The following is a 13692-nucleotide window of genomic DNA, read 5'->3' as shown; positions in this document are numbered from 1 at the left end:
GTATGGCAACCATCGGTTTCATCGGCCTCGGCATCATGGGCGCGCACATGGCGCGCAATCTCATCAAGGGCGGCCACAAGCTCGTCGTGAACGGCAAGTTTCCGGTGCCGGACGATATCCGCGCGCAGACGCAAGTCGTCGCGGATTCGACCGCAGTCGCACAGGCGAGCGAAATCGTCATCACGATGGTGCCTGACACGCCCGATGTCGCCAATGTGCTGTTCGCCGATGACGGCGTCGCCAAGGGTCTCTCGAAGGGCAAGCTCGTGATCGACATGAGCTCGATCGCGCCGCTGGAGACGCAGGAGTTCGCGAAGAAGATCAACGCGCTCGGCTGCGATTATCTCGACGCGCCGGTCTCGGGCGGCGAAGTCGGCGCGCGCGAAGCGACGCTCACGATCATGGTCGGCGGCCCGGAGAAGTCGTTCGAGATCGCCAAGCCGCTTTTCGAATTGATGGGCAAGAACATCTCGCTGATCGGCGACAACGGCGCGGGTCAGACCACGAAGGTCGCGAACCAGATCATCGTCGCGCTGAACATCGAGGCTGTTGCCGAAGCGCTGCTGTTCGCGGCACGCTCGGGCGCCGATCCGGAGCGCGTGCGTAAAGCGCTGATGGGCGGCTTCGCTTCGTCGCGCATTCTCGAAGTGCACGGCGAGCGCATGACCAAGCGCACGTTCAATCCGGGCTTCCGTATCGAACTGCATCAAAAGGATCTGAACCTTGCGCTCGACGGCGCGCGCAAGATGGGCCTCGCCCTCCCCCACACCGCAAGCGCGCAGCAGTTGTTCAGCGTGTGCGCGGCGAACGGCGGCAAGGCGTGGGATCACTCGGCGCTCGTGCGTGCGCTCGAAATCATGTCCAACTTCCAGGTGGCCGACGAGCCGGCGCAAGCCAAGGCCGCGTAAGTCGACACCTGAACCGTGGGGCGTCCCGCGTATGGGCACGCGGGACAAATGCCGCTCTGGGCTGAGGGCGGCAAGTGGGGTCCGAGAAGCGGCACCTGGCGATGCGCCGGGTAAGCCTTGGTCGGTCAGACGGTTTATCGTCGGGTGTCCGCGTCGGATTGTTGCAGGATGTGTTCTATCGCTGCCGCTCGCGCAGTGCTAAAAATCCCTTTGTCGAAACTCAGAACTATCTGGTAGCGGGCGCGACTAATCTGCCTACACTTCGCGCCGCAGTACAACCACCGTTAATCCAGGAGTCGAACGATGGGAATCCTCAGCTTTATCAAGGAAGCAGGCGAAAAACTTTTTGGCGCAGCCACGCCGAGCGCACAGGCGGCGCCGGCTGCCGCGCCCGTCGATGTCGCCGCGCTGAACCAGAAAGCGGGCGAAGCTATCGCAACCTACATCCGTTCGCAGGGCCTCAACGCGGACAATCTCGACGTGAAGTATGACGGTGCATCGCACACGGTGACCGTATCCGGCCAGGCGCCGGATCAGGCAACCAAGGAGAAGATTCTCGTCGCAGCGGGCAACGTGCAGCACGTCGACAAGGTGGACGACCAACTGACCGTGCCGAACACCGAACCGGAATCGCAGTACTACACCGTCGTGTCGGGTGACAATCTGTGGAAGATCGCGGAAAAGTATTACGGCAGCGGCGCGAAGAACGATCTGATCTTCGAAGCGAACAAGCCGATGCTGAAGAGCCCGGACAAGATTTATCCGGGACAGGTGCTGCGCATTCCGCCGGCGGCCTGATCGTTTCAGTGGCCTGAATGAAGAAAACGCGAACCCCGGTTCGCGTTTTTGCTTTTCAATACGTATCGAAGATGCGTTGCAGGTCTTGCGCGCCCGAAGCGAGCGCGAGCATCAGCAGCACCCGCGCCTTGTACGGATTGAGCGTGCCCGCGCTGACCGTGCCGAGCGCATCGTCCGATGCCGCGCCGTTGCGCATCACATGCCCCGATCCCACGCGCGACGCGCGCACCACGGCCACCCCCTGCTTCACCGCATCGGCGAGCGCCTGCGTGAGCGTCGCGTGCATCGAGCCGTTGCCGGTGCCGGCGACGACGATACCGCGCACGCCCGCCGCGACGAGCGCCTCGACCATGACGCGCGATGCATCCGCGTGGCTCGTGACGATCTCGACCGTCGGCCATTGATCGACGACCGCGAATTCGCTCGCGGCGGTATGCGGCCGCACGACGCCCCGCTGAAATTCCACACGTCCGTCCTGCACGAAGCCGAGCACGCCGGTTTCGGGCGAGCGGAAGGCATCGACGGCGTAGGTGCTCGTTTTGGTGACATCACGCGCACTATGTATCTGGTTGTTGAACGCGACGAGCACGCCCTGCCCTTTGGCGCTCGCGGACCCCGCGACGGTCACGGCATTGAGCAGGTTCAACGGGCCGTCAGCGGAAAGCGCGGTCGACGGGCGCATCGCCGCCGTCAGTACGACGGGCTTCGTGCTCTTCACCGTGAGATGCAGCAGATAGGCGGTTTCCTCGAGCGTATCGGTGCCGTGCGTGATGACGACGCCATCGATATCGTCCTGAGCGAGCAATGCGTCGATGCGGCGGGAGAGCGTCGTCCACAGCGCGGCGCTCATGTCCTTGCTGTCGATGCTCGCGATCTGCTCCGCCTGAATGCGCGCGACCGATGCGAGCGCGGGCACGGCATCGAGCAATTTGTCGACGCCGACGACGCCCGCCTTGTAGCCCGCCGTCTTCGAGGCGTCGCCCGCCTGTCCGGCAATGGTGCCGCCGGTCGCGAGCACGGCGATTCGAGGTAGAGAGGATGTGTTCATGCCGGCGATTGTAAATCAGCCGGCATGTTTTCAAGACACGCGCTCAGGCGGCTTCGCGAAGCTGGGCGGCGATCTGCGTCTCGTCGAGTTGCGGCGCGAACATCTCGATCAGCCGGTATGCATACGCGCGCAGGAAGGCGCCCTTCCTCAGGCCGACGCGCGTCGTGCTCGCTTCGAACAGATGCTGCGTATCGAGCGCGACGAGCTCGCTGTCGCGCTTCGCGTCATACGCCATCGCCGCGACGATGCCGATACCCATGCCCAGCTCGACATACGTCTTGATGACGTCGGCATCGATCGCCGTGAGCACGATATCGGGCATCGCACCCGCGCTCGCGAACGCCTGATCGACGTGCGAGCGGCCGGTGAAGTCGTTGTCGTAAGTGACGATCGGATATTCGGCGATCTGCTCCAGCGTGATGTTTTCAATTCCCACGAGCGGATGATCCTTCGGCACCACGACCGTGTGATGCCACGAATAGCACGGGAACGTGACGATATCCGGATAGCGGTCGAGCGCTTCGGTCGAAATGCCGATATCCGCCTCGCCGTTGATGATCATCTGCGCGATCTGTTGCGGGCTGCCCTGGCGCAGCGCGAGATGCACTTTCGGAAACACCTCCGTGAACTGGCGGATGACCTTGGGCAGCGCATAACGCGCCTGCGTGTGCGTGGTCGCGACCACCAGATGCCCGTTGTCCTGATCCGCGAACTGGCGCGCGACGCGCCGCAGATTTTCGGCATCGAGCAGCATGCGCTCGATCAGCTGATGCACTTCCTTGCCCGGCTCCGTGAGACCGGTCAGGCGCTTGCCGCGCCGGATGAAGATATCGACGCCGAGTTCGTCCTCGAGGTCCTTGATCTGCTTCGACACGCCCGACTGCGACGTGTAGAGCACGTTGGCGACCTCCGTCAGGTTCATGTTCTGACGCACGGCCTCGCGCACGAAGCGCAATTGCTGGAAATTCATGTGAGCCTCTCCGTGATGCTATTTTTTTCTAGTTCATTGCGCTGGAAACACGCGCAGCGCGCGCGGCACCGCCGTCACGCCGTCGCCGATATCGAGCCTGAGCGCGCGCCACGCCTCGCGATCCAGTTCCGCCTCGATCACGCCGCCCGTGCGCCCTTCGAGCTCGACGCGCACCGAGCCGCCCAGCGTCACCACGCGCCGCACGCCGACCACGATGCCATCGCGATGCGCGCCGTCCGCAGGATACAGCGCTAGATCGTGCGGGCGCACATAGGCGAGCGCGCGGCCGCTGAAATGCGCTACTGCGGCGATCGGGCTCGTGGCGCCATCGGCGACGAAGCCGCTGGCATCGACATTGCCTTGCAGCCGGTTCGCGGCACCCAAGAATTCGTAGACGAACGACGTCTGCGGATGATCGTACACGTCTTGCGGACTGCCCACCTGCTCCACCCGCCCGTGATTCATCACGACGATGCGATCCGCCACTTCGAGCGCCTCTTCCTGATCGTGCGTGACGAACAGCGTCGAGATATGCAGATCGTCGTGCAGGCGGCGCAGCCAGCTGCGCAGTTCCTTGCGCACCTTGGCGTCGAGCGCGCCGAACGGCTCGTCGAGCAGCAGCACCTTCGGCTCGACGGCGAGCGCCCGAGCCAGCGCGATACGCTGCCGCTGTCCTCCCGACAGTTCCGACGGAAAGCGTTCCGCGAGCCAGTCGAGCTGCACGAGCTTCAGCAACTCGTGCACCTTCTCGCGGATGACCGATTCCGAAGGCCGCTCGCGGCGCGGCTTCACGCGCAGCCCGAACGCGACGTTCTCGAACACGGTCATGTGGCGGAAGAGCGCGTAATGCTGGAACACGAAGCCGACCTGACGTTCACGCGCGCCGACCGCCGCGACGTCCTCGCCGTGCAGCACGACCTGGCCCGCATCGGCGAATTCGAGGCCCGCGATCACGCGCAGGAGCGTGGTCTTGCCGCAGCCCGAAGGCCCGAGCAGTGCGACGAGTTCGCCCGACGGAAAGTCGAGCGTGACGTTGTCGAGCGCGGTGAAATCGCCGAAGCGCTTCTGCAGATTGCGAACGATGATGCTCATGATGTTGTCGGCCTCTTCAATTCTGTGCGGTGGTTCGGGCTTCGGTGACGGCTTGCGTCATGCGCCGCTCCGCGAGGAGCTTCAGCGCAAGCGTCACGAGGGCGAGCAGCGCCAGCAGCGACGCCACCGCGAACGCGGCCGAGAAGTTGTATTCGTTGTAGAGAATTTCGACGTGCAGCGGCATGGTGTCGGTCTGGCCGCGAATGTGGCCCGAGACCACGGAGACCGCGCCGAACTCGCCCATTGCGCGCGCGTTGCACAGGATCACGCCGTAGAGCAGACCCCACTTCACGTTCGGCAGGGTCACGCGACGGAAAATCTGCCAGCCCGATGCGCCGAGCACATGCGCCGCTTCCTCTTCGTCGTTGCCTTGCGCCTGCATCAGCGGAATCAGCTCGCGCGCGACGAACGGAAAGGTCACGAAGATCGTCGCGAGCACGATGCCCGGCACCGCGAAGATGATCTGCACGTCGTGCGCCGCGAGCCACGGGCCGAACCATCCCTGCGCGCCGAACATCAGCACGTAGATCAGGCCGGAGATCACCGGCGACACCGAGAACGGCAGGTCGATCAGCGTCGTCAACAGCGCCTTGCCGCGAAACTCGAACTTCGCGATGGCCCACGAGGCCGCCAGCCCGAACACCACGTTCAGCGGCACGGCGATCACGGCGGTCAAAAGCGTCAGCTTGATGGCCGACCATGCGTCCGGGTCCTTCAGCGACTCGAAATAGTAGTCGATGCCCTTCGCGAACGCCTGCACGAACACCGCGACGAGCGGCACCACGAGAAACAGCGCGAGAAACGCGAGCGCGATGCCGGTCAGAAGCCAGCGCACGGCGCGCGGCTCGGTGACGGGATTGAGACTGTGCGCGTCGCGATGCGTCGTCGTTTGCAGCGGAACAACTCGGCTCATGCTGTTTCTCCCGCGGCCAGCGCGACATTGACGGGCGCAGCACCGGTCTTGCTGGTGCGCCGCTGCAGGAACCATTGCAACGTGTTGATCAGCAGCAGCATCAGGAACGACACGCACAGCATCACCACTGCGAGGGCCGTCGCGCCTGCGTAGTCATACTGTTCGAGCTTCGTGATGATGAGCAGCGACGTGATCTCCGACTTCATCGGCACATTGCCCGCGATGAAAATGACCGAGCCGTATTCGCCGAGTGCACGCGCGAACGCGAGCGCGAAGCCGGTGAGCAGCGCGGGCAACAGCGAAGGCAGCACGACGCGGCGGAACGTGAGCCAGCGCGTGGCCCCGAGGCACGCGGCGGCTTCCTCCTGCTCGCGCTCGAAGTCCTCGAGCACCGGCTGCACCGTGCGCACGACGAACGGCAAGCCGATGAACGTCAGCGCGACGAGCACGCCCAGCGGCGTGAACGCGACCTTGATCCCGAGCGGCGCGAGATATTGACCGATCCAGCCGTTGCCCGCATAGACCGCAGCGAGCGAGATGCCCGCGACCGAGGTCGGCAGCGCGAACGGCAAATCGACGATCGCATCGACGATGCGCTTGAAGGGAAACGTGTAGCGCACCAGCACCCACGCGACGAGAAAGCCGAACACCGCGTTGATGAGCGCGCCGCCGAGCGCCGCGCCGAACGTGAGCCGGTAAGACGCGAGCACGCGCGGCGAGCTCACCGCGCGCACGAACTGCGCCCAGTCGAGCGTCGCGGTTTTCGCGAAGGTCGCCGCGAGCGGAATCAGCACCACGAGGCTCAGGTACGCCACCGTGATGCCGAGCGTCAGGCCGAAGCCCGGCAACGCGCTCGGCTTTTTGAATGTGAGGGTCGTCATCCTTGATTCATCCTTTGCGCCGGGGAGGCGCTCACCACTTGTGCGACGCGCGGCGTCATTGGCGCGCCGCGTCGTCGTGAGCCGTCTTTATTGCGGTTGATAGATCGAGTCGAACACGCCGCCATCCGCGAAGTGCGTCTTCTGCGCCTTGGTCCAGCCGCCGAACGTATCGTCGATGGTGTAGAGCTTCAGCTTCGGAAACTGCTTCGTCAGCTCGGCGGGCACCTTGTCCGAACGCGGACGATAAAAGTTGCGCGCGGCGATCTGCTGGCCTTCGTCGCTATACAGATACTTGAGATAGGCTTCCGCGAGCTTGCGCGTGCCGTGCTTGTCAACGACCTTGTCCACGACCGCCACCGGCGGCTCGGCCAGAATGCTCACCGACGGCACCACGATCTCGAACTTGTCCGGACCGAACTCCTTCAGTGACAGGAACGCCTCGTTTTCCCACGCGATCAGCACGTCGCCCTGCCCGCGCTGCACGAAGCTGGTCGTCGCGCCTCGCGCGCCCGAGTCGAGCACACCGGCGTTTTTGTAGAGCTTCGTGACGAAATCCTTCGCGGTCTGCTCGTTGCCGCCGGGCTTGTGCTGCGCATACGCCCACGCCGCGAGATAGTTCCAGCGCGCGCCGCCCGAGGTCTTGGGATTCGGCGTGACGATCGACACGCCCGGCTTCGTCAGATCGTCCCAGTCCTTGATGTGCTTCGGATTGCCCTTACGCACGAGGAACACGATCGTCGACGTGTACGGCGACGCGTTGTCCGGCAGGCGCTTCTGCCAGTCCGCGTTGACGAGACCCTTGGAGGCGAGCGCGTCGATGTCGTAGGCGAGCGCCAGCGTGACGACGTCGGCCTGCAGGCCATCGAGGACCGCGCGCGCCTGGCCGCCCGAGCCGCCGTGCGACTGCTTGAAGGTGACGGTTTCGCCCGTCTCGGCCTTCCACTTCTTCGCGAACGCCTGATTGAAGTCCTGATACAGCTCGCGGGTCGGGTCATACGAGACGTTCAGAAACGACGTCTGCGCCGCCGCCTGCGTCACCATGCCGAAGCTCGCCGCCGTCAGCGCCGCCGCCGCGAACAGGCGCCGCGCGCCCTTGCCCAATCCCAAACCGATGCTTTGCATTCCCCGTTCTCCGTCTTATCGAATTGACGGAATCAGTCTATCGACGCGTCTATATGATTAGAAATAATCGTTCTTCACTTTTTTATACGTAAATCTGCTAAGAACCTTATTCCCCGATGGAAAAAGCGTCTTCGCCGATGGAACGAGCGTTCGGCAGGCTCGCGGCCCCGAACTTAAAGTAAAGCTTGAAAAGACGGAAATACTGTATAAAAATACAGTCACCTGTCCATCCATACAGTGCATCAGGGGCTCGAGCCAGTGACCAAGATATCCAAACTAACCGCGCGGCAGCAGCAGGTGTTCGAACTGATCCAGCGCGCGATCGAGCGCACAGGCTTTCCGCCCACGCGCGCCGAGATCGCGGCGGAGCTCGGCTTCAGCTCGGCCAACTCCGCCGAGGAGCACCTGCGGGCGCTGGCGCGCAAAGGCGTGATCGAACTGGCGGCGGGGTCGTCGCGCGGCATCCGCCTTTTGGGCGAAGCGCAGGACTTGCCCCATCAGTTCACGCTGCCGCACCCGAGCATCATGCAGTTGTCGCTGCCGCTCGTCGGACGGGTCGCGGCGGGTAGCCCGATCCTCGCGCAGGAGCACATCTCGCAGCACTACGCATGCGATCCGGCGCTGTTCTCGAGCAAACCTGACTATCTGCTCAAGGTGCGCGGCCTGTCGATGCGCGACGCCGGCATCCTCGACGGCGACCTGCTCGCCGTGCAGAAGCGCACGGAAGCGAAAGACGGGCAGATCGTGGTCGCGCGTCTGGGCGACGACGTCACGGTGAAACGCTGGAAGCGTCATCGCGACGGCGTCGAGCTGATCGCGGAAAATCCGGACTACGAAAACATCTTCGTCCGCTCGGGCAGCGGCGATTTCGCCCTGGAAGGCATCGCGGTCGGGTTGATCCGTTCGGGCGAGCTCTGACGCGGGGTTTGACTTATCGGCTCGCAGTTTGGGGTAGAGGAAGAAGCGACAAAAATATTGCGTCACTTGGTTGTCCAAACGAGACAGTACAGAGACAAGAAATGTCCCGGTAAAGACGCAATATCACCTTGCCAACCGCGCGAGCGCCCGCTCAAGGCGTTCACAACACAACAAGCATGACGGCCACCGCTCGCGGCGCGCCGCAGTGCGTCCTATCGTCTGGAGAGTCATCATGGAACGTTTTGCCCGTTTGCTGCCCTTTCGCCAATTCGGCCGTCTGCGCCATCTGCGCACGCTGATCGCGTGCGGCATGCCGCGCGCCGAAACCACGCCCGATCTCTTCGACGAAATGCCAGCGCTGCCGTCGCGCCAGCCGGCTTTCGCGCGCGTGTCGCTCAACAGCGGCGTGCATGCGGATGCAGCGGAACGCGCGCCGGTGCGCGTTTATCGCGGACAATCCCGCGTCATTCTGGTAGGCAAGATCGACGAAGTATCGCGCATGATCGATCGCTGCATCGCCGAGGAAAACGCGGGGCTCGCCGGCGGAATCCTTGCCTGAGCGCGCGTTGCATGTTGCGACGGCGATTTGTGCCTGGAATTGAGGCCGAACGCACGAAGAACGAGAAATTTTGGGATATATCCCGCATCCGCATGGTCAATTCCAGATTCACGTTCTGCAAGAGAGGCTTCGCCGTCGCATGACCCGCACCACCCGATCTATCGCCACCGCGCTCGTCGTCGTGATTCTGAGCGCGGCGCTCGGTTTCATTTATGCGTCACCCTACATCGCGTTGAATCGCGTGAAGCGCGCCGCCGATGCGCGCGACGCGCAGACCGTCAACCAGTACGTCGATTTTCCCGCCCTGCGCGCAAGTCTCAAGGATCAGATCGCCGGATTGCTCACGCGGCGCGTCGATATTCAGAAAAGCGGCAATCCGCTGGCGATCATCGGTGCCATGATCGGCGCGGCGCTGGTCGGTCCCCTGGTGGACTCGTACGCGACGCCGGACGGTGTCGCGGCCATCCTGAACGGCATCCCGCCGCGCGGCAATCCGGGAGAGCGTCCGCCACAGCCTGGTAGTGTCGCGTCGGCGAATCCTGCTGGTTCATCGGATGCGTCCGGCGTGTCCGGCGTCGCGAACGCGCCTCAAGCGCCGAAAGAACCGCCTCAGACCACGGCCGGTTATCGAAGCCTGAACGAATTCGTCGTCACCTATCGGCACGGCGCGGGCGACGCCCGTTACTCGGCGATCTTTCATCGCGACGGCCTCGTGTCATGGAAGCTCGTCGCGGTGGATCTGAACGGTTGACGGATCAGGCGCCGGCTTCCGCTTTGACCGGCTTCGCCGCATACGCCGCCTCGTCCTCCGCTTCGGCGGATTCACCGGCCTGACACACGGCGACGAGAATGCTGCACTTCACGCGATCGAGCAGCGGCGTGTTGCCCGCGCCCATCCACCAGCGCGCAAGCCCGTTGCGGCAGCGATGCCCGACGACCACGAGGTCCACCTGAAGGCTTTCGGCCAGGGCCGCGATCTCGTCGATCGGGTGCCCGAACGCGAAGTGCCCCTGCGCCTGCAGACCGCGCTCGCGCAGCCAGTCGACGCCTTCCTGCAGAATGTCGCGCGCCGCCTCCTCGAAACGCCCGCACGCCATATCGGTAAGCAGTCCGGCGCTCTGTGCAATGCTCGAACGCATGTCCACCACCGCGAGCACGTGCGTTTCCGCATTCAGATCGAGCGCGAGATTCGCGCCCTGCCGGAGCGCCTTGCGGCCCTCTCTGGAGCCGTCATAGCACAGCAGGATTTTTCGATAGCTTTCCATCATGACCTCCCTGGCCAACTCGCCTTTTCGCTTCGCCGGACGCGACTCAAAGCGCAATTTACACGCGGCGTGACTTCATCATCGTGTGTCGCCCCATGCGTGGCAACGCTGGAAAACGCTAACCGGCGTGCCTGCGCGCGAACATGCTAGCTTGCACCGTGCCAGATACCCGCAGTCCTTGGCCGACAAGCCTCTGGCACTATCGGCCGGAACCGGTTCGATGCCCGCTGCACACGTTTGACACGGACATGCGGCGTGCGGTTGCACGGCGCTGGCCGCCCGAGCGCCGCGCTGGTGCATTGGATTACACTAGCCCGCTGGATTTCCCTGATGCGCCTTTCCCTCGCGGGTCGAATGCATGACTGATCAAACATTGCACCAAGGTGCGCGGCCCGGCGTCGATGAAAGGGGCGCGCCCGCCATCGAGTTCAGCGAAGTAAGGAAACACTACGGTGAGCGCAGCGTCGTCGATGGCCTGTCCTTCGAGGTGCGGCGCGGCGAATGCTTTGGACTGCTCGGACCGAACGGCGCGGGCAAGACGACGACGCTCAAGATGCTGCTCGGCATCACCTCGCCGGACAGCGGCGCCATCCGGCTCGTCGGCGAGCCGGTGCCGGCCCGCGCGCGTCACGCGCGCGAGCGTGTGGGCGTCGTGCCGCAGTTCGACAATCTCGACCCCGATTTCACGGTGCGCGAGAACCTCGTCGTGTTCGGCCGTTACTTCGGCCTGACGGGTGCGCGCATGGACGCGCTCGTGCCTTCGCTGCTCGAATTCGCGCGGCTCGAAAGCAAGGCCGATGCGCGCGTCGGCGAACTGTCGGGTGGCATGAAGCGGCGTCTCACGCTGGCGCGCGCGCTCGTCAACGATCCCGACGTCCTCGTGATGGACGAACCGACCACCGGCCTCGATCCGCAGGCGCGTCATCTGATCTGGGAACGGCTGCGCTCGCTGCTCGCGCGCGGCAAGACGATCCTCCTGACCACGCATTTCATGGAAGAAGCCGAGCGTCTGTGCGACCGCGTCTGCGTGATCGAGGAAGGCCGCAAGATCGCGGAGGGACGTCCCCACGACCTCGTCGAGTCGGTGATCGGTTCGGATGTCATCGAGATCTACGGGCCCGATCCGCAGGCGCTCGCCGCCGAACTGGCGCCTCTGGTCGAGCGCATGGAAGTGAGCGGCGAGACGCTCTTCTGCTATGTCGACGACCCGCAACCCGTGCATGCGCGCGTGAAGGGCCGCGCCGGCGTGCGCTATCTGCATCGTCCGGCGAATCTCGAAGATGTGTTTCTGCGTCTCACCGGACGTGAAATGGTGGACTGACCGAATGGATACGCTCGAACCATCGCGCGTGGGAAAAAAGCGCGCGCCGTCCGCGAAGCACGCGGAAAGCTTCACGCCGATGTCCAGCGCACTGCCCGCCAACGCCACGCACTGGATGTCGGTGTGGCGGCGCAACTATCTCGTCTGGAAGAAGCTCGCGATCGCCTCGATGATCGGCAATCTCGCCGATCCGATGATCTATCTGTTCGGTCTGGGACTCGGTCTCGGGCTGATGGTCGGACATGTCGAGGGCGTTTCGTATATCGCGTTCCTCGCGGCGGGCACGGCGGCGTCGAGCGTCATGATGTCCGCGAGTTTCGAGGCGATGTACTCGGGCTTCTCGCGCATGCACGTGCAGCGCACGTGGGAGGCGATCATGCACACGCCGCTCACGCTCGGCGATATCGTGCTCGGCGAGATCGTGTGGGCCGCGAGCAAATCGGTACTGTCGGGCGTGGCGATCATGATCGTCGCGGGCGCGCTGGGCTATGCGAGCTTTCCTTCGATGCTGATCGCGCTCCCCGTCATCGTGCTGACCGGGCTCGCGTTCGCCAGCACCGCGATGGTCATCACCGCGCTCGCGCCGAGCTACGATTTCTTCATGTTTTATCAGACGCTCGCGCTCACGCCGATGCTGCTGCTCTCCGGCGTGTTCTTTCCGATCGCGCAGTTGCCCGCGCTCGCGCAGCATGTCACGCAGGCGCTGCCGTTGTTTCACGCGGTGGAGCTGATTCGCCCGGCGATGCTCGGCCGTCCGTTCAATGGCGTCGCACTGCATGTGATCGTGCTGACTGCGTATGTCGTCGTGCCGTTCGGCCTGTGTGCGTGGCTGTTCAGGCGACGCATGATGAAATGAAAAACGGCGATGGACTTCGAAGGTCCATCGCCGTTTTTACGTCTGCACGATAAGGCGCTACTTCACCGGAAACTCGTGATGTCCGCCGAAGCCGAAGCGCATCGCCGAGAGCAGCCGCTCGGGGAACGCTTCGACATCCCGCGAGCGGAAGCGCGTGTAGAGCGCCGCCGACAGCACCTGCGCCGGCACCGCTTCTTCGATCGCCGCCTCGATGGTCCAGCGCCCTTCGCCGCTGTCCGCGACCTCCGCCGAGTAGCGATCGAGCGAGCGGTCGCCGGCGAGCGCGCCCGCGGTCAAATCGAGCAGCCACGACGAAACGACGCTGCCGCGACGCCACACCTCCGCGACATCGGCGAGATCGAGCGAGTAGCGTTCGCTCTCGGGCAATTCCGTCGAATCCTTGCGCTCGAGCACATGGAAGCCCTCGGCATACGCCTGCATCAACCCGTATTCGATGCCGTTGTGCACCATCTTCACGAAGTGCCCCGAGCCGACCGGTCCGCAATGCATATAGCCGTTCTCGACACGCGGATCGCGCCCTTCGCGCCCCGGTGTCTCGGGCACGTCGCCGCGTCCGGGTGCGAGCGTCGCGAGAATCGGATCGATGCGCCTCACGACCTCCTCTTCGCCGCCGATCATCATGCAGTAACCGCGCGTGAGGCCCCACACGCCGCCCGACGTGCCCACATCCACATAATGGATGCCTTGCTCGCGCAACTCCTTGGCGCGGCGGATATCGTCCTTGTAGAAGCTGTTGCCGCCGTCGATGATCACGTCGTCCGCGCCGAGGATCTTGCGAAGGTCGTTCAGCGTGTCCTCGGTGATCTTGCCCGCCGGCAGCATCAGCCAGACGACGCGCGGCGCGGCCAGCTTCGCGACGAGATCGCCGAGATCCTTCGCGCCGGTCGCGCCCTCGCCCGCCAGCGTCTCGGTGGCTTGCGGATTGTGGTCGTACACGACGCACGCATGTCCGTCGCGCATCAGGCGCCGTCCGATGTTGCCGCCCATGCGCCCCAGTCCCACGATGCCGATCTGCATGTT

General features: G+C 64.1%; 15 protein-coding genes. 7 read left to right on the top strand and 8 right to left on the bottom strand.

All coding sequences use genetic code 11. The annotated features are described in order from the left end of the window. Nucleotides 1–2: 2 nt before the first annotated feature. Together AWB79_RS17335 and lysM are read left to right on the top strand one after the other, a co-directional pair. The gene (locus AWB79_RS17335; protein WP_061168644.1) at nt 3–908 is read left to right on the top strand and encodes a 2-hydroxy-3-oxopropionate reductase; all 906 of its coding nucleotides are present in this window, start codon (nt 3–5) and stop codon (nt 906–908) included. 303 nt (nt 909–1211) lie between these two features. Next, nucleotides 1212–1706 carry a peptidoglycan-binding protein LysM gene (gene lysM / locus AWB79_RS17330; protein WP_061168643.1) on the top strand — a complete coding sequence of 165 codons (495 nt, stop codon included), beginning with the start codon at nt 1212–1214 and terminating at the stop codon, nt 1704–1706. Nucleotides 1707–1761: 55 nt separating this feature from the next. Here the strand turns inward: lysM and AWB79_RS17325 are convergent, their stop codons facing one another. From AWB79_RS17325 to AWB79_RS17300, 6 genes are all read right to left on the bottom strand, one after another. After that, on the bottom strand, nt 1762–2754 hold the full coding sequence (locus tag AWB79_RS17325) for an asparaginase (protein ID WP_074169389.1): 993 nt from the start codon (nt 2752–2754) through the stop codon (nt 1762–1764). A gap of 43 nt (nt 2755–2797) precedes the next feature. Continuing rightward, complete coding sequence (locus AWB79_RS17320) at nt 2798–3724, bottom strand: CysB family HTH-type transcriptional regulator (RefSeq protein WP_061168641.1); 927 nt, start codon at nt 3722–3724, stop codon at nt 2798–2800. Between the two features lie 33 nt (nt 3725–3757). Further along, nucleotides 3758–4816, bottom strand: a complete 1059-nt coding sequence (locus AWB79_RS17315; RefSeq protein WP_061168640.1) for a sulfate/molybdate ABC transporter ATP-binding protein — start codon at nt 4814–4816, stop codon at nt 3758–3760. Nucleotides 4817–4832: 16 nt separating this feature from the next. Continuing rightward, the gene (gene cysW / locus AWB79_RS17310; protein WP_061168639.1) at nt 4833–5729 is read right to left on the bottom strand and encodes a sulfate ABC transporter permease subunit CysW; all 897 of its coding nucleotides are present in this window, start codon (nt 5727–5729) and stop codon (nt 4833–4835) included. Next, nucleotides 5726–6610: a sulfate ABC transporter permease subunit CysT gene (gene cysT, locus AWB79_RS17305; RefSeq protein WP_061168638.1), complete on the bottom strand. Its 885-nt coding sequence runs from the start codon at nt 6608–6610 to the stop codon at nt 5726–5728. The genes cysW and cysT overlap by 4 nt, the downstream gene beginning before the upstream one ends. Before the next feature lie 87 nt (nt 6611–6697). Next, the gene (locus tag AWB79_RS17300) at nt 6698–7732 is read right to left on the bottom strand and encodes a sulfate ABC transporter substrate-binding protein (RefSeq protein ID WP_061168637.1); all 1035 of its coding nucleotides are present in this window, start codon (nt 7730–7732) and stop codon (nt 6698–6700) included. A 267-nt stretch (nt 7733–7999) separates the two neighbouring features. Here AWB79_RS17300 and lexA point away from each other — a divergent pair, with 267 nt between their 5' ends. The 3 genes from lexA to AWB79_RS17285 all read left to right on the top strand — a co-directional run bounded on the left by lexA (nt 8000) and on the right by AWB79_RS17285 (nt 9960). Beyond that, nucleotides 8000–8650: a transcriptional repressor LexA gene (gene lexA / locus AWB79_RS17295; RefSeq protein ID WP_061168704.1), complete on the top strand. Its 651-nt coding sequence runs from the start codon at nt 8000–8002 to the stop codon at nt 8648–8650. A gap of 232 nt (nt 8651–8882) precedes the next feature. After that, nucleotides 8883–9209 carry a hypothetical protein gene (locus AWB79_RS17290; protein WP_061168636.1) on the top strand — a complete coding sequence of 109 codons (327 nt, stop codon included), beginning with the start codon at nt 8883–8885 and terminating at the stop codon, nt 9207–9209. 139 nt (nt 9210–9348) lie between these two features. Then, nucleotides 9349–9960: a DUF2939 domain-containing protein gene (locus tag AWB79_RS17285; protein ID WP_061168635.1), complete on the top strand. Its 612-nt coding sequence runs from the start codon at nt 9349–9351 to the stop codon at nt 9958–9960. 4 nt (nt 9961–9964) lie between these two features. Here the strand turns inward: AWB79_RS17285 and AWB79_RS17280 are convergent, their stop codons facing one another. Further along, nucleotides 9965–10474, bottom strand: a complete 510-nt coding sequence (locus tag AWB79_RS17280) for a universal stress protein (protein WP_061117618.1) — start codon at nt 10472–10474, stop codon at nt 9965–9967. 358 nt (nt 10475–10832) lie between these two features. Here AWB79_RS17280 and nodI point away from each other — a divergent pair, with 358 nt between their 5' ends. Then, a complete protein-coding gene (nodI, locus tag AWB79_RS17275; protein ID WP_061168634.1) occupies nt 10833–11795 on the top strand; it encodes a nodulation factor ABC transporter ATP-binding protein NodI in 963 nt (320 codons plus the stop codon). Between the two features lie 79 nt (nt 11796–11874). Continuing rightward, nucleotides 11875–12651 (top strand): nodulation factor ABC transporter permease subunit NodJ, encoded by a 777-nt coding sequence (nodJ, locus tag AWB79_RS17270; protein ID WP_096031557.1) that lies wholly within the window; start codon nt 11875–11877, stop codon nt 12649–12651. A 57-nt stretch (nt 12652–12708) separates the two neighbouring features. On the opposite strand, the gene gnd is transcribed toward nodJ, so the two are convergent. Continuing rightward, complete coding sequence (gnd, locus tag AWB79_RS17265; protein WP_061168703.1) at nt 12709–13689, bottom strand: phosphogluconate dehydrogenase (NAD(+)-dependent, decarboxylating); 981 nt, start codon at nt 13687–13689, stop codon at nt 12709–12711. Nucleotides 13690–13692: the final 3 nt, after the last annotated feature.

Origin of the sequence: Caballeronia hypogeia, assembly GCF_001544875.2 — a bacterium.
GTDB classification, from domain to species: Bacteria; Pseudomonadota; Gammaproteobacteria; order Burkholderiales; family Burkholderiaceae; genus Caballeronia; species Caballeronia hypogeia.
This window is presented reverse-complemented; position numbering and strand designations above follow the sequence as displayed.